The organism is Bradyrhizobium sp. USDA 3650 (genome assembly GCF_054057395.1).
In genome coordinates, this window is record NZ_JBSRZG010000001.1 from 1,190,098 (window position 1) to 1,213,671 (window position 23,574).

General features: G+C 64.3%; 21 protein-coding genes. 6 read left to right on the forward strand and 15 right to left on the reverse strand.

What is annotated here, in order from left to right; translation table 11 throughout:
* Positions 1-123: 123 nt before the first annotated feature.
* From ACVIN2_RS05910 to ACVIN2_RS05935, 6 genes are all read right to left on the reverse strand, one after another.
* Positions 124-954 (reverse strand): flagellar motor protein MotB, encoded by an 831-nt coding sequence (locus ACVIN2_RS05910; protein WP_456764853.1) that lies wholly within the window; start codon positions 952-954, stop codon positions 124-126.
* Between the two features lie 23 nt (positions 955-977).
* Positions 978-1,751 carry a motility protein A gene (locus ACVIN2_RS05915; protein WP_018459340.1) on the reverse strand — a complete coding sequence of 258 codons (774 nt, stop codon included), beginning with the start codon at positions 1,749-1,751 and terminating at the stop codon, positions 978-980.
* Between the two features lie 366 nt (positions 1,752-2,117).
* The gene (locus ACVIN2_RS05920) at positions 2,118-2,837 is read right to left on the reverse strand and encodes an RraA family protein (RefSeq protein ID WP_456764854.1); all 720 of its coding nucleotides are present in this window, start codon (positions 2,835-2,837) and stop codon (positions 2,118-2,120) included.
* A 167-nt stretch (positions 2,838-3,004) separates the two neighbouring features.
* Entirely contained in the window at positions 3,005-3,886 is an 882-nt protein-coding gene (locus ACVIN2_RS05925; RefSeq protein WP_456764855.1) for a CDP-alcohol phosphatidyltransferase family protein, read from the reverse strand.
* 86 nt (positions 3,887-3,972) lie between these two features.
* Positions 3,973-4,677 (reverse strand): phosphatidylserine decarboxylase, encoded by a 705-nt coding sequence (locus ACVIN2_RS05930; RefSeq protein ID WP_456769653.1) that lies wholly within the window; start codon positions 4,675-4,677, stop codon positions 3,973-3,975.
* Positions 4,678-4,754: 77 nt separating this feature from the next.
* On the reverse strand, positions 4,755-6,710 hold the full coding sequence (locus ACVIN2_RS05935; RefSeq protein ID WP_456764856.1) for an ABCB family ABC transporter ATP-binding protein/permease: 1,956 nt from the start codon (positions 6,708-6,710) through the stop codon (positions 4,755-4,757).
* 202 nt (positions 6,711-6,912) lie between these two features.
* Here ACVIN2_RS05935 and ACVIN2_RS05940 point away from each other — a divergent pair, with 202 nt between their 5' ends.
* A complete protein-coding gene (locus ACVIN2_RS05940; protein WP_456764857.1) occupies positions 6,913-7,518 on the forward strand; it encodes an LOG family protein in 606 nt (201 codons plus the stop codon).
* On the opposite strand, the gene ACVIN2_RS05945 is transcribed toward ACVIN2_RS05940, so the two are convergent.
* The 4 genes from ACVIN2_RS05945 to cysS form a co-directional block, all read right to left on the reverse strand.
* Positions 7,515-7,892 carry a VOC family protein gene (locus tag ACVIN2_RS05945; protein ID WP_456764858.1) on the reverse strand — a complete coding sequence of 126 codons (378 nt, stop codon included), beginning with the start codon at positions 7,890-7,892 and terminating at the stop codon, positions 7,515-7,517. The two genes, ACVIN2_RS05940 and ACVIN2_RS05945, sit on opposite strands and share 4 nt — an antisense overlap.
* Positions 7,893-8,037: 145 nt before the next feature.
* Positions 8,038-9,636 (reverse strand): citramalate synthase, encoded by a 1,599-nt coding sequence (gene cimA / locus ACVIN2_RS05950; RefSeq protein WP_456764859.1) that lies wholly within the window; start codon positions 9,634-9,636, stop codon positions 8,038-8,040.
* The gene (locus tag ACVIN2_RS05955) at positions 9,633-10,142 is read right to left on the reverse strand and encodes a GNAT family N-acetyltransferase (protein WP_354161190.1); all 510 of its coding nucleotides are present in this window, start codon (positions 10,140-10,142) and stop codon (positions 9,633-9,635) included. The genes cimA and ACVIN2_RS05955 overlap by 4 nt, the downstream gene beginning before the upstream one ends.
* 115 nt (positions 10,143-10,257) lie before the next feature.
* The gene (gene cysS / locus ACVIN2_RS05960) at positions 10,258-11,640 is read right to left on the reverse strand and encodes a cysteine--tRNA ligase (protein ID WP_456764860.1); all 1,383 of its coding nucleotides are present in this window, start codon (positions 11,638-11,640) and stop codon (positions 10,258-10,260) included.
* A gap of 291 nt (positions 11,641-11,931) precedes the next feature.
* Between cysS and ACVIN2_RS05965 the strand changes: the two genes are divergently transcribed.
* Entirely contained in the window at positions 11,932-12,237 is a 306-nt protein-coding gene (locus ACVIN2_RS05965; protein WP_007592521.1) for a hypothetical protein, read from the forward strand.
* 130 nt (positions 12,238-12,367) lie between these two features.
* The gene (locus ACVIN2_RS05970) at positions 12,368-13,558 is read left to right on the forward strand and encodes a DUF2865 domain-containing protein (protein WP_456764861.1); all 1,191 of its coding nucleotides are present in this window, start codon (positions 12,368-12,370) and stop codon (positions 13,556-13,558) included.
* A gap of 209 nt (positions 13,559-13,767) precedes the next feature.
* Here ACVIN2_RS05970 and ACVIN2_RS05975 read toward each other — a convergent pair whose 3' ends face one another.
* The 3 genes from ACVIN2_RS05975 to ACVIN2_RS05985 all read right to left on the reverse strand — a co-directional run bounded on the left by ACVIN2_RS05975 (position 13,768) and on the right by ACVIN2_RS05985 (position 17,363).
* Complete coding sequence (locus ACVIN2_RS05975) at positions 13,768-15,525, reverse strand: NAD+ synthase (RefSeq protein WP_456764862.1); 1,758 nt, start codon at positions 15,523-15,525, stop codon at positions 13,768-13,770.
* 91 nt (positions 15,526-15,616) lie between these two features.
* Positions 15,617-15,970: a diacylglycerol kinase gene (locus tag ACVIN2_RS05980; RefSeq protein ID WP_456764863.1), complete on the reverse strand. Its 354-nt coding sequence runs from the start codon at positions 15,968-15,970 to the stop codon at positions 15,617-15,619.
* Positions 15,971-15,974: 4 nt separating this feature from the next.
* Positions 15,975-17,363: a class II 3-deoxy-7-phosphoheptulonate synthase gene (locus ACVIN2_RS05985; protein ID WP_247297630.1), complete on the reverse strand. Its 1,389-nt coding sequence runs from the start codon at positions 17,361-17,363 to the stop codon at positions 15,975-15,977.
* Positions 17,364-17,543: 180 nt separating this feature from the next.
* Between ACVIN2_RS05985 and ACVIN2_RS05990 the strand changes: the two genes are divergently transcribed.
* Together ACVIN2_RS05990 and ACVIN2_RS05995 are read left to right on the forward strand one after the other, a co-directional pair.
* The gene (locus ACVIN2_RS05990) at positions 17,544-18,440 is read left to right on the forward strand and encodes an alpha/beta hydrolase family protein (RefSeq protein ID WP_456764864.1); all 897 of its coding nucleotides are present in this window, start codon (positions 17,544-17,546) and stop codon (positions 18,438-18,440) included.
* A 104-nt stretch (positions 18,441-18,544) separates the two neighbouring features.
* On the forward strand, positions 18,545-20,305 hold the full coding sequence (locus ACVIN2_RS05995; RefSeq protein ID WP_456764865.1) for an adenylate/guanylate cyclase domain-containing protein: 1,761 nt from the start codon (positions 18,545-18,547) through the stop codon (positions 20,303-20,305).
* A gap of 126 nt (positions 20,306-20,431) precedes the next feature.
* Here ACVIN2_RS05995 and ACVIN2_RS06000 read toward each other — a convergent pair whose 3' ends face one another.
* Positions 20,432-20,695, reverse strand: coding sequence for a hypothetical protein (locus tag ACVIN2_RS06000; protein ID WP_456764866.1), 264 nt, complete (start codon positions 20,693-20,695; stop codon positions 20,432-20,434).
* Positions 20,696-20,882: 187 nt separating this feature from the next.
* Positions 20,883-22,367, reverse strand: coding sequence for an aldehyde dehydrogenase family protein (locus tag ACVIN2_RS06005; RefSeq protein ID WP_456769654.1), 1,485 nt, complete (start codon positions 22,365-22,367; stop codon positions 20,883-20,885).
* A 113-nt stretch (positions 22,368-22,480) separates the two neighbouring features.
* Between ACVIN2_RS06005 and ACVIN2_RS06010 the strand changes: the two genes are divergently transcribed.
* On the forward strand, positions 22,481-23,563 hold the full coding sequence (locus tag ACVIN2_RS06010; protein ID WP_456764867.1) for a substrate-binding domain-containing protein: 1,083 nt from the start codon (positions 22,481-22,483) through the stop codon (positions 23,561-23,563).
* Positions 23,564-23,574 lie beyond the last annotated feature (11 nt).

Sequence of the window (23,574 nt, forward strand, 5' to 3'; positions counted from 1 at the left end):
AGGTAAGATGGTGGCACAAGAGCCCTGAGCCTTTCCGTCCCGATTGACGGGGAATTGGCTCTACATCCTTGTTTTGTCGCGCTTTCTTCGCGCGAAATAGGGTCCACTGCGGTCGAATGCGCGCTACGGCTTCAGATTCGGCGGCAGCGGCGGATCTTCGCGCATGAGGGTGATGGTCACCCGCCGGTTGGCCGCGAGCGAGGGATCGTCCGGAAACAGCGGCTGGGTGTCCGCCTTGCCGGCGACGGCGAAGACATGGGCTCCCGGCAGGCCCTCGCGTTCGAGGATCTGACGCACGGCATTGGCGCGGTCGGCCGACAGGTCGAAGGCGCCGTAGTCGCTGCGGGTCGGCACGAATCCAGCCGCGGTGTGGCCGGCGATGGAGACGCGGAGCGGCGTCGCCTTGAGCGGGACAGCGAGCTTCTCGATCAGGCGCCGGGTGCGGTCATAGGGCACCTTGGAGCCGTCGGCGAACATCGAGCGGCCGTCCTGGTCCACGATCTCGAGGTTGAGACCCTGCTTGGTCTCCTCGAACATGATGTGCTTGGACATCTCGGTCAGTTCCGGCATGTCCTGCAACGCCTGGCGCAGCGAGGCCGCCGCCAGCGCAAAATTCCGGTCGACCTTGATCTTCGCGCCCGAGGTGCGGTCACGATCCTCCTGGTCCGGCGTCGGCGTGTTGGAGGAGTCCTCAGGCTGAATGTGATCGACGTTCTTCAGCCGAGGACGGGTCGGCAGGCCGTCGGACTCGACGATGCCGGAATAGCGCGCTTCGGTCTGGACACCAAAGGCGTCGCGCATGGAGCCTGCGACGACCTTCAGCTTGTTGGCATCCTGGGTCGAGAACGCGACGAGCATCACGAAGAAGCTCATCATCAGGCCCATCAGGTCGGCGAAGGTCACGAACCAGCCGTGACCGCCTCCGTGTGAATCGCCGCGCTTCTTCTTGGCCATCTCTCAAATCCCGGCGGGCGGCCTCAGGCCGGCACCGGCTCGCCTTCAGCGTGGCGGTGCTTCTCGGGCAGATAGGCCAGCAGCATTTCGCGGACCAGCGTCGGGCTCTTGGAGTCGCGGATCATCAGGATGCCGTCGATGATCAGCGTGCGGTTGGTCTCTTCGTCCAGGAGCTTGCCATGCAGCTTGTCGGCGATCGGGGTACAGAACAGGTTGGCGACCAGTGCGCCGTAGAGAGTCGCGAGCAGCGCGGTCGCCATGAACGGGCCGAGCTTTGACGGGTCGGTCATGTTGGCGAACATCTGCACCATGCCGATCAGCGTGCCGACCATGCCGAAGGCCGGAGCGCAGTCGCCGATGGCGCGGTAGATCTTGCTGCCTTCATCCAGATGCATCAAAAAATTATCACGGTCGCGCTCGAGATTGTCGCGAATGAAGTCGAGGTCGTAGCCGTCGGCGACGTAGCGAATGCCCTTGGCGAGGAACGGTTCGTCGGTCTCGACTTTTTCCAAACCCACCGGCCCTTGCTTGCGGGCGATCTCGGCGATGCGGGCGAGTTCGTCGACCAGATCGTGCGCCGACAGACGGCTCATCGTGAAGGCAAACTTGGCGCCGAGCGGCAGGCCGTGGATCAGCGTCGAGAGCGGAAAGCGGATCATGGTCGCGGCCGTCGAGCCGCCGAAGATGATGATCATCGCATGCTCGGAAACGAACATGTGGAGATCGCCGCCCAGCAGCATCATCGTCGCGATGACGACAATGCCCGCCACGAGCCCGATGCTCGTCATGATATCCATGGGAGACTCCAACGCGAACGCAACAACGGCCGTCCTGGCCGATGGCGCGGCCCAACCCCGAACCGCATCGGAAACCCTAGTGAGCCGCGATTAAAGACGCGTAAAGGTTAAGTTGAGCCGACGCGCCTGGCGGGCGCAGCGCGCTGAAAGGCGCCGGCTTTTGCCGAGTGCCGACAGGGATTTCAACATTTTGCTAACCATACGGAGTCGCCCGCACCCATCACTCAAGGCCGTGACTCAAGTCCGTGCGCGAGCGATCCGTTTGGCTGCGCTGCTGCGCGACGAGCCGGACCAGGCTGCCCTGTTCCTGACGGAAAAGGGCAGCCAGCGAGCGGCGTCGCAACCGTAGATCTCCCCGTCCTGCCGTTAGTGAATCTCCGCCGAGCGCTTCAGCGCGGCCTTCAGCTTCTCCAGCGAGAAGTCGGGGCTGCGGGCGATCTCGAGGATCGGCGTCTCGCGGCGACCACAGAGTTCGGCGGCTTCGGGCAGCTTTGCGGCGATATCGTGCGGAATCACGATGGCGCCGTGCTGGTCGGCGTGGATCAAATCGTCCGACTTCACGGTCATGCCGGCGACGCGCACCTCACCGCCAAAGCTCTCGGCATGCACCCATGCATGCGACGGGCCGATCGAGCCGGCCAGCGCCTGGAAGCCCGGTGCCCATTGCGGAATGTCGCGGATCGAGCCGTCGGTGATGACGCCTAGACAGCCGAGCGCCTTGTGCACATTGCTCTGCACCTCGCCCCAGAACGCACCGTAGCCGACGTCGGGACCGTCGATGTCCTGGATCACCGAGATGCGCGGACCGTAGCCGGTACCGACATATTCGTAATAGTCGATGCGGCGCTTGGACTGCTCTTCCGGCGGCAGCGAATTTTTCAGCACCGAGCGAATCGCGACCGTGCGGGCGTAGCCGACGATCGGGGGCAGATCGGGAAATGGGCAGACCAGTGGTCTGGTGGTGTAGCCGATCAGCCGGCGCTCGGGCGCCACGATCTCCATGGCATTGCAGATCGTCGGCGTGTCATAGCGGCCCAGCGCTTCGAGGACGGAAGCGGGCAGCGGCCCGGTCGCGGTATCGGTCACGGCGTTCTCTCCCAGATTGGCGGCCGCTGTTGGCGCGGTGCCGCCGGCACCAGGCGATATAGCCGAGATCGGGTCTCAACCCAACTCAGGGCGCCTCATGGCAGATATTCAAGGCTTGCTGCTTAAGGGCTTGGTGCCCAGTGCCTTGCTGCTTGGTGCCTTACCGTTCAGTGCAAGCGGTCGGGCCGGTCGTCGTCGCGCGGCGGCTCCGACAGGTTTGTCAGCGTCGGTGCCGACGGCGGCGACGAGACTCCGCCTGCGGCGGGCGCGGTGGTTTCCAACGCACGCGCCTGGTCGCGATAGGATTTATAGCCGAGCGGCAAAGCGAGGAGATACAGCACCGTGCCGATCGACAGCACGTGCCAGGGATAGGCGATCAGGATTGCGATGAAGACGATCACCGCGACGAACGCAGGCAGCACCAGTTCGGGCGGCACGCGCATGCGCTTGGTCTTGCCGGAGAACACCGGCAGGCGCGACACCATCAGGAAGGCGATCAGCAGCGTATAGGCAGCCGTCACCGCCGCAGGCAGCCGGCCGAGATCGAGGAACGCGACATAAATCGGCAGCAGCACCGTGATCGCGCCGGCCGGCGCCGGCACGCCAGTGAAGAAATTGGCGGCAAAGGCCGGCTTGTTGGGATCGTCCATGGTGGCATTGAAGCGCGCCAGGCGGAGGCCACCGGAGATCGCGAACACCATGGCGGCAATCCAGCCGGCATTGCCGAGCTCGTGCAGCTGCCAGAAATACAGCATCAGGCCGGGCGCCACGCCGAAATTGACGAAGTCGGCGAGGCTGTCGAGCTCGGCGCCGAACTTGGACTGGCCCTTGATCATGCGCGCGATGCGGCCATCGATGCCGTCGAGCGCCGCCGCGAACACGATGGCGTAGACCGCGAGCGACATCCGGCCCTCGATCGAAAGCCGGATCGAGGTCAGGCCGGCGCAGATCGCCAGCAGCGTGATGACGTTGGGCACCAGCATGCGCACCGGAATCGGGCGGAACCGCCGCCGGCGCACATCAGGATCTCTAGAGTCATAGGGCGTCATGGCTCGTCCTCACCTTGGGGCGAGATATAGCAAGCCGCGTTCCCCTCCGCCATTGCGGCGGAAGACCCCCCGGGCCGACTTATTGGTTAATTGGAACGGTAGGCGCGGCTCGGGTCGTCTCCGGCGAGATCGGCCAGAATCGTCTCGCCGGCGATCGCGGTCTGGCCTTCCGAGACCAGCGCTTTGGTGCCCAGCGGCAGATAGACGTCGAGCCGCGAGCCGAAGCGGATCAGGCCGAAACGCTCACCCGCGCCGATCGCCTGCCCCTCTTTGACGAAGCAGACGATGCGCTTGGCGACGAGCCCTGCGATCTGGACCACGCCGATCCGCGCCGTCGGCGTGGTAATCGCCAGCGAGTTGCGCTCATTGTCCTCGCTCGCCTTGTCCAGCTCGGCATTGATGAACAGGCCGGGACGGTAGGCGATACGGTCCACCCGGCCCGCAATCGGGCTGCGGTTCACGTGGCAGTTGAACACGCTCATGAACACCGAGATGCGCGGCAGCGGCCGGTCGCCGAGCCCGAGCTCGGCCGGCGGCAGCGCCATGGTGATCATCGAGACGCGGCCGTCGGCGGGCGACACCACGAGCCCCTCGCGCACCGGGGTCACGCGCACGGGGTCGCGGAAGAACAGCGCGCACCACACGGTCAGGATGGTGCCGATCCACCCCAAAGGCGACCACAGCCAGAACAGGACGAGGCTTGCCAGCGCAAAGCCTCCGATGAAGGGATAACCCTCCTTGTGGATCGGCGGGATCTGACGCTGGATCGAATCGAGAATGGACATCGCTATCTGCCGCTCAGGGTTGATGGCGCAGGTCGTCCCGCGCGGTGGTGTTGTTTAGGCCAGAGTTGGGACCTGAGACAAGGTCACTCCGCCGCCGCAGGCGTGGTCAGGACATCGGCGACCGGTGGCGGCTCCCGGTTGGGCGCCTCGCCGGAATCGGCTATCCTGGCCAGTTTCTCGCGCGCCGCCTCGGCCTCGCGCTGCCTGTTCCACATGCTGGCGTAAAGTCCCCCCTCCGCGAGCAGTTTCGCGTGGGTGCCGCGCTCGGCGATGCGGCCCTGATCCAGCACGATGATCTCGTCGGCGCCGACGATGGTCGAGAGCCGATGGGCGATCACCAGTGAAGTGCGATTCTTCGCCACGCGCTCGAGTGCACCCTGGATTTCGTGCTCGGTGTGGGTGTCAAGCGCGGAGGTCGCCTCGTCCAGCACCAGGATCGGCGGCGCCTTCAACACGGTGCGCGCGATCGCGACCCGTTGTTTTTCACCACCGGACAGTTTCAGGCCGCGCTCCCCGACCTGAGTCTCGTAACCCTTCGGCGCCATGCGGATGAAATGGTCGATCTGCGCCAGTTGCGCCGCCTGCTCGACCTCGGCATCGCTGGCGTCCCAGCGGCCGTAGCGGATGTTGTAGCGGATGGTGTCGTTGAACAGCACGGTGTCCTGCGGCACCATGCCGATGGAAGCTCGCAAGCTCGCCTGCGTGATTTCGCGAATGTCCTGGCCGTCGATCAGGATGCGGCCGCCGGAAATGTCGTAGAGGCGGAACAGCAGCCGCGAGATGGTCGATTTGCCGGCGCCGGACGGGCCGACGATCGCCACCGTCTTGCCGGCCGGCACCTCGAAGCTGATGCCCTTCAGGATCGGGCGCGCAGGCTCATAAGCGAAGCGCACGTCCTCGAAACGCACATTGCCTGCGGAGACCACCAGGGGCTTCGCACCCGGCGCATCCTTGATCTCGGCCTCGCGCCCCAGCACGTTGAACATCTTCTCGATGTCGATGATCGCCTGCTTGATCTCGCGATAGACCATGCCCATGAAGTTCAAGGGCTGGTAAAGCTGGATCATCATGGCGTTGACCAGCACGAAATCGCCGACCGTGTTGGTGCCGTTGCGGACGCCGATCGCGCACATCAACATGGTCGCGGTCAGTCCCAGCGTGAAGATCACGGCTTGCCCGGTGTTGAGCACGGCAAGCGAAGTATAAGCCTGGACGCTCGACTCCTCGTAACGCGCGACCGATCGGTCGTAGCGCTGCGCCTCGCGGGTCTCGGCGCTGAAATATTTGACGGTCTCGTAGTTGAGCAGCGAGTCGATCGCCTTTGTGTTCGCCTCGGTGTCGGCATCGTTCATCTTGCGACGGATGCCGATCCGCCACTCGGTCGCGATGTAGGTGTAGTACATGTAGACCGCGACAGTGACGAGGGTCGCGAGCACGTAGCGCCAATCGAACTGCCACAGCAGCACGGCCATCAGCAGCGAGACCTCGACGATGGTCGGAATCAACTGCAGGATCACCATGCGCACGATGACCTCGATGCCCTCGCGGCCACGCTCGAGCACGCGCGTCAGGCCGCCGGTCTTGCGCTCCAGGTGGAAGCGCAGCGACAGCTCGTGCATGTGGATGAAGGTGATGGTGGCCAGCTTGCGCACCGCATGCATGGCAACGCGCGCGAAAATGCCGTCGCGCCATTGCGTCAGCACCGCCATCACGATGCGCATCACGCCGTAGCTGGCGGTCAGCAACAGCGGCGAGGCGATCACCCAGAGGTGCCAATTGTCGGCCTGCACCGGCGCCGTGTTGGCGCCGGTCAGCGCGTCGGTCGCCCATTTGAAGCTGAAAGGAACCGTCAGCGTGATCAGCTTGGCGGCGAGCAGCAGCACCATCGACCAGACCACGCGCATCTTCAGGTCGAAGCGGTCGCCCGGCCAGATATAGGGCCACAGATGAGCCAGCGTGCCCATCAGCGTGGCCCGCTCCAGCGGCCCCCCGGCGGGATCAGGAACGTTGGGGCCGGCGGGCGATTGAGCTTGATCCATCAAGAAGCCTGAAAAGCCCGGCGGATGCGGGCTGCGTTGCCATTAAGGATTTTCGCTTGTCATATAGAGCCTTACCGACGCCCATGCACCCCGCCAGATGGCGAATCTTCGATTGTTCGTCGTCGTTTACCGGTAGATTTCCGGAAGTCCCGAATCACCGATTGGGCTTGACGCCTCTCCGCTGCAATGCATCATGGCACCAATGAGCACGATCAAAACCGTCTGTGTCTATTGCGGCTCCGGCCCAGGAACCAATCCCCGTTTCACCGAAGGCGCCAAGGCGTTCGGCAAGGCGCTCGCCGAGAACAACATCCGCCTCGTCTATGGCGGCGGCTCGCTCGGCCTGATGGGCTCGGTGGCGACCTCCGTTCTCGACCACGGCGGCACCGTCACCGGCATCATCCCCGATTTCCTGCGGATGCGCGAAAACGCGCTGACCCGCGTGCAGGAGATGATCGTCACCCCCGACATGCACGAGCGCAAGCGCTTGATGTTCGAACGCTCCGACGCCTTCGTGGCGCTACCGGGCGGCGTCGGCACGCTGGAGGAACTGGTCGAGCAATTGACCTGGAAGCAGCTCGGACGTCACGCCAAGCCGGTGCTGCTAGCCAACATCGACAATTTCTGGGAGCCGCTGTTCTCGCTGCTGTCGCACATGCGCCAGACCGAATTCATCCGCGCCGGGCTTTCGGTCGACATCCTCAAGGCCGATCGGATCGAAGAGATTTTGCCGAAGCTGAAATCGGCTGCAGCGCAGATCGAAGATGCGGACAAGCAGCTCGCCCCGGAAATGGCGCGCAAGCTCTAGTCCGCAGGAAACGTCACCGCCTCGATCCGGTTACCATCGGGGTCGACGACGAAGGCTGCGTAATAACGCACGCGATCGTGCGGGCGGATACCCGGCGCGCCGTCGGACGCGCCGCCCGCGGACAGCGCCGCGGCGTGAAATGCATCGATCTCGGCGGTCGTCCTGGCCCGCAGGCAGATATGCACGCCGCTCTCCGGCGTGACGCGTGGCATGCCCTCGCGCAGATTAATCCAGAATTCGGGATAGGCCTTGCCAAAGCCGATCGTCCGCGGCCGCGTGACGACGCACGTGAGCCCGAGGGCCCCGAGCGTTGCTTCGTAAAATGTCGCCGAGCATTGCAGATCGCTGACGCCGACAGAGATGTGATCGATCATGGGTCGCGCTCCCCTCTCTCCTCGTCATTGCGAGCGAAGCGAAGCAATCCAGACTGGCTCAGCGGAAGCAGTCTGGATTGCTTCGTCGCTTCGCTCCTCGCAATGACGGCGTATATGGCACCGCCATAGCTCACGCTACCATCCCCTATGCCGGCGCGCCCGACTTCACCAGCTTGTAGATCACCGAATCCATCAGCGCCTGGAACGAGGCGTCGATGATGTTGGGGGACACCCCGACCGTGGTCCAGCTGTCGCCGTTCTCGTCCTCGCTCTCGATCAGGACGCGCGTGACCGCGCCGGTGCCGCCGTTGAGGATACGGACGCGATAGTCGATCAGCGTCAGGCCTTCGATATATTTCTGGTACTTGCCGAGATCCTTGCGCAGCGCGACGTCGAGCGCGTTGACGGGACCGTTGCCTTCGGCCGCCGAGATCAGATGCTCGCCGGCGACGTCGACCTTGACCACCGCCAGCGCCACGGTGACGCGCTCCCCATGCGAATTGTAGCGTTGCTCGACATTGACGTCGAACTGCTCGACCTCGAAATAATGCGGCACCTTGCCGAGCGTGCGCCGCGCCAGCAGTTCGAACGAGGCGTTGGCGGATTCATATGCGTAGCCCTGCGCCTCGCGCTCCTTCAACTCCTCGACCAGCCGCGACAGCTTCGGATCGCTCTTCTCGTAGGCGATACCGGCGCGGTCGAGCTCGGCAATGACGTTGGAGCGGCCGGCCTGGTCGGACACCAGCACCTTGCGGTGATTGCCGACCAGCTCTGGCAAGACATGCTCGTAGGTCTGCGGATCCTTCAGCACGGCGGAGGCGTGGATGCCGGTCTTGGTGACGAACGCGCTCTCGCCGACATAGGCCGCATGCCGGTTGGGCACGCGATTGAGCATGTCGTCGAGCGTGCGCGACACCTTGACCAGGGTCGCGAGCTTCTCCGCCGTGACGCCGATCTCGAAGGCGTCGGCAAACTCGGCCTTCAGCTTCAGGGTCGGGATCAGCGAGCAGAGATTGGCGTTGCCGCAGCGCTCGCCGAGGCCGTTCAGCGTGCCCTGGATCTGCCGCGCGCCGGCGCGCACCGCCGCCAGCGAATTCGCCACCGCCTGCTCGGTGTCGTTATGGGCGTGAATGCCGAGATGATCGCCGGGGATGTGCTTCGCCACCTCGGCGACGATAGCCTCGACCTCGTTTGGCATGGTGCCGCCGTTGGTGTCGCACAGCACCACCCAGCGCGCGCCCGCTTCATAAGCAGCTTTCGCGCAGGCGAGCGCGAAACTGGAATCCTCCTTGTAACCGTCGAAGAAATGCTCGCAGTCGAGCATCACCTCGCGGCCGGCGGCCCGGGCTGCTGCGACGCTGTCGCGAATCGAGGCGAGGTTCTCCTCCTTCGTCGTCTCCAGGGCAACGCGCACCTGATAGGCCGACGACTTCGCCACGAAGCAGATCACGTCGGCTTGAGCCTCCAGCAGCCCGGCCACGCCGGGATCGTTGGACACCGAGCGTCCCGCCCGGCGCGTCATGCCGAACGCGGTGAAGCGCGCATGCGAAAACTTCGGCTTGGTGCCGAAGAACTCGGTGTCGGTCGGATTGGCGCCGGGATAGCCGCCCTCGACATAGTCGATGCCGAGTTCATCGAGCATCTGGGCGATGATTTGCTTGTCGGTCAGCGTGAAATCGACGCCGTTGGTCTGCGCGCCGTCGCGCAGCGTGGTGTCGAACAGATAAAGGCGCTCCTTGCTCATTGCAGCGCTCCCGTCGCGGGTCCGCTGCCCAGCGTCTTCTGCATGGTGGTGTTGGCCAGCCACTCGTCGTTGACGGTGATGCTGTTGCGCTGCATGGCGACATAGCCGCGCTTGGCAAAAAAGCCCTGCGCGTTGTCGCTGGCATCGACCGTCAGCTTGTCGGCGCCGCGGCCGCCCGCAAGCTTTTCCAGCGCATCCACGAGCATCGTCGCAAGGCCCTGCCCGGCCACGGCCGGATGCACATAGAGCATGCGGATATGATCCTTGCCGCGCAGCGACGCAAAGCCCACCGGTGATCCCTCCAGCGTTGCGATCAGCGTCAGGTCGGAGGCGAGCCCCTTGCCGAACTCTTCGTCCTCCGCCGCGGCCATCCAGGCCTGCTGCTGCGCTTCGCTGTAGTCGTCGCCGGTCAGCTCTTCGATGCTGGCCGTGAAGATCGCGGCGAGAACCGGCACATCCTCCGGCAGGAAGGGCCGCAAGCCGGGCTTTGGGAGTGCTTGTGCCATCGTCTTCACCACATCCCATAGAGTTTCAGCGCCAGGGCCACGGCGGCACCGAGCAGCAGGATTTTCAGCGCGATGTAGTAGAACCAGTGCCGCGGAAAAGGCGTGTCGGGCCGCTTCATCGTGCGACCTCCCACGTCGTGCCTTCCTTGGAGTCCTTGATCGCAACGCCCATCGCGGCAAGCAGATCGCGGATACGGTCGGACTCCGCAAAGTCCTTGCGCGCACGCGCCGCCGTCCGCTCCGAGATCAGGCGCTCGACTTCCTTGGCATCGACGCCGCTCGCCTGCTGCTTGCGTCCTTCCCACTGTGCGCCGCTCTCGGAGAGAAAGCCGAGCAGCCGCAACGAACCCGCGAGGGCACCAACGTCGCCGCCGCGCAGGCCATGCAGCGCCGCGATCGCCAGCGGCGTGTTGAGGTCGTCGAGCAGCGGCTCGATCACTGACGGGGCCGGCTTGCCGGGCGCGACGTCGGCCGCAACCCGATACCAATCGTCGAGCGTCCTGGCGCTCTCCTCCAGCGACTTCATGGTCCAGTCGATCGGCGAGCGGTAATGCGTCTTGAGCATATTCAGGCGCAGCACTTCGCCCGGCCAGTCCGCCAGCAGTTCGTGAATCGTTACGAAGTTGCCGAGCGATTTCGACATCTTCTCACTCTCGACCTGCAGGAAGCCGTTATGCATCCAGTAGTTCGCCATGCGCTCCCGGTGGAAGGCGCAGCAGGTCTGCGCGACCTCGTTCTCGTGATGCGGAAACACGAGATCGATGCCGCCGCCATGGATGTCGAAGTGCTCGCCGAGATGCTTCCAGGCCATGGCCGAGCACTCGACGTGCCAGCCCGGGCGACCCTGCGCGGAGACGCCGGCCGGTGACGGCCATGACGGCTCGCCGGGCTTGGACGGCTTCCACAGCACGAAGTCGGTGTTGCCCTTCTTGTAGGGCGCGACATCGACGCGGGCGCCGGCGACCATCTCGTCCAGCGAACGGTTTGACAACGCGCCATAGCGCGGCAGCCCGGCATCGGCCGCGTTCATCGCCTGCGGCGAGAACAGCACATGATCCTCGGCAACATAGGCAAAACCGCCCGCGACCAGCCGTTCGATGATCTCGCGCATCTCGCCGATATGTTCGGTCGCACGCGGCTCGACGCTTGGCCGCAGCGCACCGAGTGCGTCAACGTCGGCGTGAAACTGTTTGCCGGTCTGCTCGGTGACTTTCCGGATCGCCTCGTTCAGCGGCAGGCCGGGGAAATCCCGCGCGGCGCGGTCGTTGATCTTGTCGTCGACGTCGGTGATGTTGCGGACATATTTGACGTGGGCCGCGCCATAGAGATGGCGCAGCAGCCGAAACAGCACGTCGAACACGATCACGGGCCGGGCATTGCCGATATGGGCGAAGTCATAGACCGTCGGTCCGCAAACATACATGCGGACGTCCTTGGCATCGAGCGGCACGAAGGTGCGCTTGTCCCGGCTCAGCGTATCGTAAAGGCGCAATTCCATAAGGATACCCGTCGGCTGTTGGCCGGGCGTCCAGTGCTCTCAATGGTTTTGAGAAAAGACGGCTCCAGCCAGCGAATCGCTAGCTCGTAATCTCGCGGCAAATGGCGCAAATGACGAGGAGACCGTTCATGACGGAACATATGGGCTATGAGGCGGCCCCGCGTCAAGAGAGCCGCGAAAATGCCGCTTTATCTCCGCAATGCGCAGCCGCCGCGCATAGATGGTTCATATCCTTAACCATTTGAGCCCATTCTGGAACTGGCAGTTTCTTTTTTTTGCCCCGGTGTTTTCATGCGATCATTGCTTGCGCTCATTTCCTGCGCCTCCATCCTCGTCGTTTCCAGCGCTCTCGCCGAGACCCGCGTCTTCATCATCCCCAACCAGGCGGACGGCTACGGCGTCGATCAGTGCCTGGCCAAAAGCGACAAATGCGGCGCGCAGGTCGCCCGCACCTACTGCCAGTCACGTGATTTTGCCCAGGCTTCGGCCTATCGCCGGGTCGATCCCGACGAAATTACCGGCTCTGTCCCCAAATCCGGCGCAAACTGCTCTCATGGCCATTGCGATGAATATGTCGCAATCACCTGCCAGCGCTGAATTCGCTCGGAACTGGCGTACCTTAGGTCCAATCCCTGGCCTCTGAAACGACGTGACGATGCCGCAGGAAGCGGCTATGGGAGGGCGCGCTTCGGCCCCCCACATCACGCGTGGCCGTGACCTCGCTAGAATGGCGGATATGCCTGAATTTTTGTCTCTCTCCCGTGCTCGCTCGATCCTTGCCTGCGCCGTGCTCTTGAGCACGGTCTCGCTCGCCAATAACGCGTTCGCACAGGCCGGCCCGCCGGGACCGCCGCCTCAGCCCGGCCAGAACGGGCTCGGACCCAACCCGATGTGCGCGCGCCTGGAAGGCCAGCTCGCCGGTCTCGATCGTGGCGGCGGCGGTGGTGATCCCGCGCGCGAAGACCAGATCCGCCGCTATCAGGAATCCCAGACCAAGCAGCAGGCCGAGCTCGACCGCGTCACCATGCAGGCCAAGCGCATGGGTTGCGATTCCTCCGGCTTCTTCTCGCTGTTCAGCGGCCAGTCGGCGCAATGCGGTCCGGTCAACACCCAGATCCAGCAGATGCGCGCCAATCTGGACCAGATCACCGGCAATCTCGAACGCCTGCGCGGCGGCGCCGGCGGCTTCAGCCCCGAGCGTGACAACCAGCGCCGCTCGGTGCTGGCAGCGCTGGCGCAGAACAATTGCGGCCCGCAATATGCCAACGCCGCGCAGTCGCAAGGCGGCGGCAATTTCCTGAGCAATCTGTTCGGCGGCAACAACCCCAACAATCCGCAAGGCGTGCCGCCGTCCGATCTCGGCCCGCAATCAGGCACCTATCGCACCGTGTGCGTGCGCACCTGCGACGGCGCCTACTTCCCGGTCTCGTTTGCGACCGTGCCGGCGCGCTTCCCCGACGACGAGAAGACCTGCAAGGCGCTGTGCCCGGCCGCCGAAGCCGTGCTCTACACCCATCGCAATCCCGGCGAGGACATGAACTCCGCGGTCTCCACCAGCGGCCAGCCCTACACGGCGCTGCCGACCGCGTTCAAATTCCGCAGCGAGTTCAACCCGTCCTGCTCCTGCAAGGCCGCGGGCCAGACCTGGGCGGACGCGCTCAAATCCGCCGACGACAAGGCATCGGCCGAGCAGCAGGGTGACATCATCGTCACCGAGGAGAGCGCCAAGAAGATGCAGCAGCGGCAGCTCAACAAGGGCACGCCTGCGAATGCCAAGAAGGGCGCAGCGCCGGCGACGACGACGGCTGGCGCGCCGGCAGCAACGCCGCCGGCGGAAACCGGCACCGCTACGACCTCGTCCGAGAACAAGCCGATCCGTTCGGTCGGGCCAAGCTTCCTGCCGCAACAGCAGAAGTAGGCGGCTCTTCCCTTCTCCCCTTGCGGGAGAAGGTGGCGCGAAGCGCCGGATGAGGGGTTCTATCCGCGCCCACATGTGCACATGAGTACGCGAGATAGACCCCTCACCCGAATGAGTTCGCTTCGACGGCGGAGCTGCCCTCTCCCGCAAGGGGCGAGGGCACAACAACGCCCATCTCGCTTGCGGAAACGGCAGCGCAAGCGCCAGCCTCACCCCTCGAATGCGTCGATCGAGGCTTTGCTCCCACGCGACACCAGCGTCTCGTCCGGGGCGGCGAGCTGCTCGCCTTTGTCGCGAAAACGGTTGGTGATGGGATAGCGGCGGTCGCGGCCGAAATTCCTGGCCGTGACCTTGACGCCGGGGGCGGCCTGGCGGCGTTTGTATTCGGCGACGTTGAGGAGATGGTCGATGCGGGTGACCGTTTCGCGGTCGAAGCCGGCCGCGATGATGTTGTCGAGCGGCTCTTCGCGCTCGATCAGACGCTCCAGGATGGCATCGAGCACGTCGTAAGGGGGCAACGAATCCTGGTCGGTCTGGTTCTCGCGCAGCTCCGCGGTCGGTGGACGCGTGATGATGTCGGGCGGGATCACCTCGCCGGCCGGCCCCAGCGCCCCCTCAGGCTTCCACGAATTGCGCAAGCTCGCCAGCCGAAACACCTGCGTCTTGTAAATGTCCTTGATCGGATTGAAGCCGCCGTTCATGTCGCCATAGAGCGTGGCGTAGCCGACCGACATCTCCGACTTGTTGCCGGTGGTCACCACCATCAGCCCGGTCTTGTTGGAGATCGCCATCAGCAGCGTGCCCCGGGTGCGGGCCTGGAGATTTTCCTCGGTGACATCGGGCGGCAGATTCTTGAAGACGCCGGACAGGATGGTCTCGAACCCGCTTACTGCTTCCGCGACCGGCAGCACCTCGTAGCGGATGCCGAGATGGCCGGCGAGCTCGCCGGCGTCCGCAATCGAGCTTGCCGCAGTGTAGCGATAGGGCAGCATCACGCCATGCACCTGATCGGCCCCGAGCGCGTCGACGGCGATCGCGGCGCACAGCGCGGAGTCGATGCCGCCGGAAATGCCGAGCAGCACACCGGGAAAGCCATTCTTGGCGACGTAGTCGCGCAGACCCAGCACGCAGGCCGCGTAGTCGGCGTGGTCGCCCTCGGGCTGCGCGGCGATCGGACCGGTGCAGCGCCAATCGTCGCCGCTTCGTGTGAACCGCAGTGTGGTGACGCTCTCCGCGAATGCCGGCAATTGCGCTGCGAGCGAAAGGTCGCCGTTGAGCGCGAAGGAAGCACCGTCGAACACCAGCTCGTCCTGGCCGCAAACCTGGTTGAGATAGACCAGCGGCAGACCGCTCTCGGTGACGCGCGCGACCGCGACCGACAAACGCACGTCAGCCTTGTTGCGGGCGTAAGGAGATCCGTTCGGCACGAGGATGATCTCGGCGCCGGTCTCGGCCAGCGTCTCGACCACGTTCTCGTAGTCCTCGGACTCCTCCAGCCAGATGTCCTCACAGATCGGCACACCGATGCGCACGCCGCGCACGGTGACGGGGCCCGCCGCGGGGCCGCGCGAAAACAGCCGCTTCTCGTCGAACACACCGTAATTCGGCAGATTGCATTTGAAGCGTAAGCCAGCGATACGGCCGCCATCGAGCAGCGCGCAGGCATTGTAGAGCCTGCCCTCCTCGACCCAGGGCGTGCCGACCAGCATGGCCGGCCCGCCATCGGCGGTCTCGCGCGCCAGCGCTTCGATCGCAGCGCGGCAGGCGGCCTGAAAGGAAGGCTTCTGCACCAGATCTTCCGGCGGGTAGCCGGAGATGAACAATTCCGGAAACAGCACGAGATCGCCGCCGTCGGCGGCCGCCCGCACGCGCGCCGCGCGCGCTTTGGCGGCATTGCCGTCGATGTCGCCCATGGTCGGATTGAGCTGGGCGAGCGTGACCGCGAATGCGTTGAGACGTTCGGTCATGGCGCTCCGATCAAAGCATGATCCGGAAAAGCGTGAAGCTGTTTTCCGAAAAGATCATGCTCAAAAAACAGTCCAAAGCGCGAGACGCGCTCTAGAGAGATCCCAATCGCTCGATGATGGCGATGATCCAGAACGCGCCGGCCATCAGGAGCGCAACACCGACGGCGGCCGAGCCCATGTCCTTGACCCGTCCGATCTGCTTGTCGTGATCCATGGTCAGCCGGTCGGCAAGCTTCTCGATCGAAGTATTGAGCAGCTCGACCACCAGCACGAACGCCACCGCGCAGATCAGCTCGACCGCGCGCATCGCCGTCGCGCCGACGAACCATGCAAGCGGCAGCGACAAGAGGAGCGCAACGATCTCCTCGCGGACCGCCTGCTCCGAGCGGAACGCAAAGGCCAGACCGTTACGGGAATTGATCGTGGCCTTCCAGATCCGCAGCAAGGTCTCAGAGCCCCGCTGCGACCGGCATCGGCCTGACCTTGCCGGCGCGTTCCTGCTTGAGCAGTTCTGCGACCAGGAAAGCCATGTCGATGGATTGCTCGGCGTTGAGCCGGGGATCACAGACCGTGTGATAGCGGTCGTTGAGATCCTCGTCGGTGATCGCGCGGGCACCGCCAAGGCACTCGGTGACGTCCTGACCGGTCATCTCCAGATGCACGCCGCCGGCATGGGTGCCTTCCGCGGCGTGGATCGCGAAGAACGACTTTACCTCGGACAGGATGCGGTCGAAGGGCCGCGTCTTGTAACCTGACGTCGAGGTGATGGTGTTGCCGTGCATGGGATCGCACGACCAGACCACCACTTTGCCCTCGCGCTTCACGGCGCGGATCATGTTCGGCAGGTGCTCGCCGATCTTATCGGAGCCGAAGCGGCCGATCAGCGTCAACCGGCCCGGTTCGTTGTCGGGATTGAGCACGTCGATCAGCTTCAGCAGCTCGTCGGGCTTGAGCGACGGGCCGCATTTGAGCCCGATCGGATTCTTGATGCCGCGGAAATATTCGATATGGCCGTGGTCGAGCTGGCGGGTGCGGTCGCCGATCCAGATCATGTGACCCGAGGTCGCGTACCAGTCGCCGGTGGTGGAATCGACGCGGGTCATGGCCTGCTCGTAGCCGAGCAGCAGGGCCTCGTGGCTGGTGTAGAAATCGGTGGCGCGCAGCTCGGGATGGGCCTCGAGATCGAGGCCACAGGCGCGCATGAAATTGAGCGCGTCCGAGATGCGGTCGGCCAATTCCTTGTAGCGACGGGACTGCGGCGAGTCCTTGAGGAAACCGAGCATCCACTGATGCACGCTGCCGAGATTGGCGTAACCGCCGGTGGCGAATGCACGCAGCAGGTTCAGCGTCGCGGCCGACTGGCGATAGGCCATCAGCTGGCGCTGCGGATCAGGGATTCGCGCTTGCTTGGTGAAGGCGATGTCGTTGACGATGTCGCCCCGATAGCTCGGCAGCTCGACCCCGTCGATCTTCTCCATCGGCGAGGACCGGGGTTTTGCGAACTGGCCGGCGACGCGCCCGACCTTCACCACCGGGACGGCGCCGGCATAGGTCAGTACCACCGCCATCTGGAGCAGCACGCGAAAGAAGTCGCGGATGTTGTTGGCGCCGTGCTCGGCAAAGCTCTCGGCGCAGTCGCCGCCCTGCAGCAGGAAGGCCTCTCCGGCCGCGACCCGCGCTAAGGCCTTCTTCAGATTGCGCGCCTCGCCCGCGAACACCAGCGGCGGAAACGTCGCAAGCTGCGCCTCGACGTCGGCCAAGGCCTTGGCGTCGGGATAATCGGGCACCTGTAGCACCGGCTTGCTGCGCCAGGATTCGGGCGTCCACCGCTCGGACATCGCAATCTCTCCGTGAAGCAAAAAGCACAACCTGATCTGTGGGTTGCGAGGGTCGCCTTATACACAGGCTGACCACCGGCCGCCAGTTGTAAATCCATCTGGCACTGCAAAGCCTTGCGGGGAAAGCCAAATTCGCATTTGCTGGGAACGGCTCGGAAACTGGCAAGATACCTTCGGCCCATGGACGTGGCACTGGACGACGTTTTCATCGACGAGATCAGCTTCCCGGCGACCGACGGGTATGCGCTGAGCGGTACGCTATTCTTGCCGCGCGGCACCAAACGTCATGCCGTGTTGGTCAATTCGGCGACGGCCGTCCCGCGAAAAATCTATCGCGGCTTTGCCTCCTATCTCGCCCATCGCGGCTGCGCGGTCCTGACCTACGACTATCGCGGCATCGGCGACTCCCGGCTGCCGGCGATGGTCGGCTACAACCAGCCGAAATCGCTGGTCGGCTTCAAGGCCTCGATGTCGGACTGGGCCGCGCTCGACGTCACCGCCGCAGTGCACTGGATGCGCGAGCGGTACAACACTCTCCCTCTCGCCTATATCGGCCACTCCTTTGGCGGCCAGGCGCTCGGGCTGATCGCCAACAACACGGAGATTTCGCGCGCCGCGTTCGTGGCCTCGCAGGCGGCGACCTGGCGGCTGATGACGTCGCCGGAAAAATACCGCGTCTTCGCCTTCATGAATCTTGTCGGCGTGCCGCTCGCCCACGCGCTCGGTTACGCGCCGGGCTGGGCCGGTATCGGTGAGGATTTGCCCAAGGGCGTCTTCCTGCAATGGGCCGAGTGGGTCTCGAGCCCCCGCTATCTCTTCGATTCAAAGCTGCCTGAGCTCGAGAATTTCGCCAAGTTCAAGGGCGAGCTGCGCACACTCTGCTTCTCCGACGATCCCTGGGCGACGCGGCCCGCGGTCGAGCTGCTTGCGAGCGGATTCACCGCAATCAAGCCGGAGGTAATCAACGTGAAGCCGTCCGACGTCGGCGCCAAGGCGATCGGCCATTTCGGCTTCTTCCGCCCCGACCACCGCGACACATTGTGGCGCGGCCTCGCTGAATGGATCCAGGGAGAGTGAGAACAGACCCCGGACGAATGTCGGTGCTGGCCTGAAGCAGCTCTGCGTGCTTTGATGCGCTGGGCCAAATATCATATTTTAGAGGCCATTTTGTTGAGGCCATTTTGACCGGCGAGCGCGTGGAACGACGACTTGTAGCGGTATTGGCTGCGGATGTCGCCGGTTACAGCCGTCTGATGGGCGCTGACGAGGAAGGCACGCTGGCCCGGCTGAAGGCAGCTCGAAAGATCGTTGTCGATCCCACGATCGCTGCGCATCGCGGCCGCATCGTCAAGACCACCGGCGACGGCATGCTGGTCGAGTTTGCGAGTGCGGTGGACGCGGCGCGCAGTGCGGTCGAAGTCCAGCGCGGAATGGCCGCGCAGAACGCCGACGTCTCTCCGGCAATCAGGATCGAGTTCCGGATCGGCATCCACATCGGCGACATTATCCTTGATGACAACGACATCTTCGGCGATGGCGTCAACATCGCCGCGCGCCTTGAGGGGATAGCCGACCCCGGCGGCATCTGTATCTCCGACGATGCTCGTCGGCAGATTCGCGGCAAGATAGACGTCGCCTACGACGATATGGGTCTGCAGGCACTCAAGAACATCGCCGAACCGATGCGTGCATGGCGCCTCCTTGTGGATACGAATTCATCTGCAGCAGCATCAAAGCCGGGACAAGGGCCTGAAATTGCGCGACCGCTGGCGCTTCCGGACAAGCCATCCATCGCGGTGCTGCCGTTCCAGAACATGAGTCCCGATCCGGACCAGGAGTTCTTCGCCGACGGAATCGCGGAGGACGTCATCACGGCATTGTCGCGATATCCCTCACTGTTCGTCATCGCCCGCAATTCGTCGTTTTCCTTCAAGGGACGCGCGGTAGACGTGAAACAGGTCGGGCGCGAATTGGGCGTTCGCTATGTGCTTGAGGGCGGCCTGCGAAAATCCGGCAACCGCGTCCGTGTCACCGCGCAGCTTGTCGAAGCAGAGACAGGCAATCATGTCTGGGCGGAACGCTACGACCGCGATATGGCCGACATCTTCTCAGTACAGGATGACATCGCGCAGTCCACGACCATCGCCATCGCGCCGGTCATTGCCGGCGCCGAGCAACAGCGGGCCATGCGCAAGCCACCCGCAAGTCTTGATGCCTGGGGCGCCTACCAGCGTGGAATGTGGCATCTCGGCAAGGCAAGCACCGAGGATGATGCACTTGCGGGAGAATTCTTTCGGCGGGCCATCGATCTGGATCCCATGTTCGCGCCCGGATATATCGGGCTCTCCACCGTGCTCAGTCGGTCGAAAGGAACACAAGTCGAAGAAGAAGAATTGGCGCGGCGCGCGGTCGCTCTGGATCGTGGCAACGCAGACGCCCATTCACGCCTGGCGCTGGCGCTCAACGCGCGGGGCGATCACGGCGGAGCACGTGCGCAGGCCGAGCGTGCGCTGGCACTCTGTCCGAATCTGGCACCGGCTCACGGAGCGCTGGGCGTCATTCTAGCGTATTCCGGCTGTCCTAAAGAGGGGCTCGCCGCCCTTGAGACGTGCATTCGGCTAGACCCTCGTGACCCATCGCTGGTGAACCGCTTGAACCAAGTCGCATTGGCTCACTATTTTTGCCGGGACTACACGGCCACAGTCGAGGCGGCGGAGCACGCGATCCGAACATTTCCCGATTTTCCCTCCCCCTACCGCTGGCTTGCCGCAGCTCTCGGCCAACTCGGTCGAACTGCTGAAGCCGATGATGCGCTGCAGAATGCAATCGCAATTTCATCGGCATCGTTCGAGTTTCAGGTCCGTCAGCGGCCACCGTGGTTTCGGCCAGAAGATCATGCCCTGATGCTGGACGGCCTTCGGAAAGCGGGTTGGGAAGATTGAGGAAGCAGTTGGCCGATTGCTATTCACGGCCCGTCGCGTCGATGATGTGCCGCGGAGACCGGCGCACGCGGGCCATCGCGGCCTGGGCGCGAACCGCGATTGCAGTCGGAACGATGAGTGTGCGCTCTAGCGGAGGATCGTCGCCAGCGACGAGTAGCGCTTGTTCGGCTTGGCCTCGCCCGGCGCGAATTGCGCAAACGCCTCGCTGACGCGGACAGCCGGCGGCGTATCGCCGGCGAAACGAAACTCCTTTGGCCGCGGCGCGTAGAAGCTGGCGCTGTAATAAGTGTCGTCGAAGCGCGCCTCGCCGATCCCGAACATTGCGTCGCACGCGAACAGAAGTGCGTAGACTCCCGCGACCGCGACGACGACCTCCCTGAGAACTGACATGCTGATGCCCCACCCTGTTGCAGGCAGGATGCACGCCGGTTCCAAAGCCGGGGTTTAAGGCCGCACAGTTCTTGTCCGCAGGGTTTGCCGCCGCTGAGCGGAATGCAGAGAATTTTATCGATCTCGAAAAAAGAGCCCGCCTGCACGGGTGGTCAGGCGGGCTCCAGGCTTGGCCGCTCGGGAGGTATCAGACGGCCAGATTCATCCAGACAGCCTTGGGCTCGGTGAAATTGTCGAGCGCGGCGGTGCCGTGCTCGCGGCCGAGGCCGGAGTCGCGCTCGCCGCCCCAGGGCAGGCGCACGTCGGTATAGCCATAGGTATTCATCCAGACCGTGCCCGCGCGCGCTCGCTTGGCGAAGCGCTGCAGCTTGCCGATGTCGCGGCTCCAGACGCCGGCGGCGAGGCTGTAGGCCGTGCCGTTGGCAATGCGCAAAGCGTCGGCCTCGTCCCTGAACTTGATCACGCTGACGACGGGCCCAAAGATCTCCTCCTGCGAGATCCGCATCTCGTGCGCGACATTCGCGAACACCGCGGGGCTGATGAAGTAGCCGCGGTCGCCGACCTTCTCGCCACCCGTGACGAGGGTCGCGCCCTCCTTCCGGCCGATCTCGACATAGTCGAGGATCGACTTGATCTGCTTCTCTGAAATCACCGGGCCGAGCGTCGTCTTGCGGTCGAGCGGGTCGCCGATCCTGAGCGACTTTGCGCGCGCCACCAGCCGCTCGACGACCTCGTCATAGGCCTTCTCCTGCACCAGCACGCGAGAGCCGGCCGAGCAGACCTGGCCGGCATTGAAGAAGATGCCGGAAGCCGCAGCTTTCGATGCGGCTTCGAGATCGGCATCGTCGAAAATGACCTTGGCCGACTTGCCGCCCAGCTCGAGCGAGACGCGCTTGAAGTTGCTTGCGGCGCCCATCATGATTCCCCGCCCCACACCGGGAGAGCCGGTGAAGGTGACCTTGTCCACGTCAGGGTGATTGACCAGCGCGTCGCCGACGACCCGACCGGGGCCAGTGACGACATTGAAGACGCCCGCCGGCAGGCCGGCTTCGAGCGCGAGCTCGGCGATGCGCAGCGCCGACAGCGAGGTCAGCTCGGCCGGCTTCATCACGATGGTGCATCCGCAGGCCAGCGCAGGCGCGAGCTTCCACATTCCGATCATCAGCGGGAAATTCCAGGGCACGATCGCGGCGACCACGCCGACCGGCTCGCGCACGGTGTAGGTCAGGGCATCATCGCGCACGGGCACGACGTCGCCGCTGATCTTGTCGGCCCAACCGGCGTAGTAGATCAGCGTGTCGACGGCGGCCGGAAAATCCTGCCGCGATGTCGCGGCGATCGGCTTGCCCGCATCGATCGACTCGAGTTCGATGATCTCCTCGGCGTGAGCCTTGAGCAGGTCTGCCCAGCGCAGCAGGATCTGGCCGCGCTCGGACGCCCGCATCGTGCGCCAGGAGCCTTCGAAAGCCCGGCGCGCGGCGGCGACCGCATACTCCACATCGGCCTCGTTGCCTTCGGCGACGACGGCGATGACCTGCCCGGTGGCCGGATTGAGCGACTTGAAGGTGCGCCCGGAGCTTGCGGGGACGCGGCGACCGTCGATCAGCAGATGCTGTGGCCGGGACATGAACTCGGTGGCCGGCGAGTGTGCAAAGTCATATGCAACAGACATCATATCTCCTCCAGTTCTGGTATACCAGACTAGGCACCCTTACGCGGGAGTAAATATGATATGAATTGCAAGTGGACGGCCCGCATATGAAGTACAGTTCATAAGGAAGCCCAATGCTTCAGATCGAGATCGAGGCCGTATGGCGGTTTCGCCGCGAGGGCAATCCGCGCACCGCCATCGTCATGCTCGGCGTCCTCAACGAAATCCGGCGGACCGGGAAGATCACCAGCGCGGCCAAGGACGCGCACCTCTCCTACCGCCACGTCTGGAATCTGATCGAGCAATGGTCGGAGTTCTTCGGCACGCCGGTGGTGGAAACCCAGCGCGGCAAAGGCTCGAAGCTCACGCCGTTCGGCGAGCGGCTGGTGTGGGCGGGCGAGCGCATGCAGGCCCGGCTCGGACCTCAGCTCGAGAATCTGGCGCAGGAGCTGGCGAGCGAGATCAAGCCATTCCTCGAGCAGCGCCCGTCGGTGATCCGCGTACATGCCAGCCACGGTTTTGCGGTCGCAAAACTCCGCGAATTCCTCGACCGCGAGCCCGGCATCGGCGTCGATCTGCGCTATGTCAGCAACCAGCATTCGCTGGTCTCTCTGGCGCAGGGCGCCTGCGATCTCTCCGGCCTGCATCTGCCGCACGGCGCGCTGCGCGCCCAGGGCATCAAGGCTGCGCGCGAATGGCTCGATCCGCGCGAGGATCGCATCATCAGCTTCGTCACACGCGAAATGGGATTGATGGTCGCGCGCGGCAATCCGCTGCGCATCGCTTCGCTTGATGATCTCACCGGACCCAAAGTCCGCTTCGTGAACCGCGATCACGATTCCGGCACGCGGCTTCTGTTCGACCAACTGCTTGCGGCAAACGGTATCGACGAGAGCCGCATCAACGGCGCGCAGCAGATCGAATTCACCCACGCCGCGGTCGCAGCCTATGTCGCGAGCGGCATGGCTGATGCGAGTTTCGGCGTCGAAGCCGCCGCCCGGCATTTCGGCCTCGATTTCATCCGGCTCCTGACCGAGGATTATTTCTTCGTCTGCAAGCGCGCGTTCCTGGACACCGGGCCGATGCAGCGCATCCTGGAGATCATCCGCAGCGCCGATTTTCGCGCGGCCGTCGCGACGCTACCCGGCTATGTGCCGTCGGACACGGGCACCGTCACTGGTGTGAAGGCGTTTCTGGAGATGCACGCCGTGCGATGATGCCGAAGGAT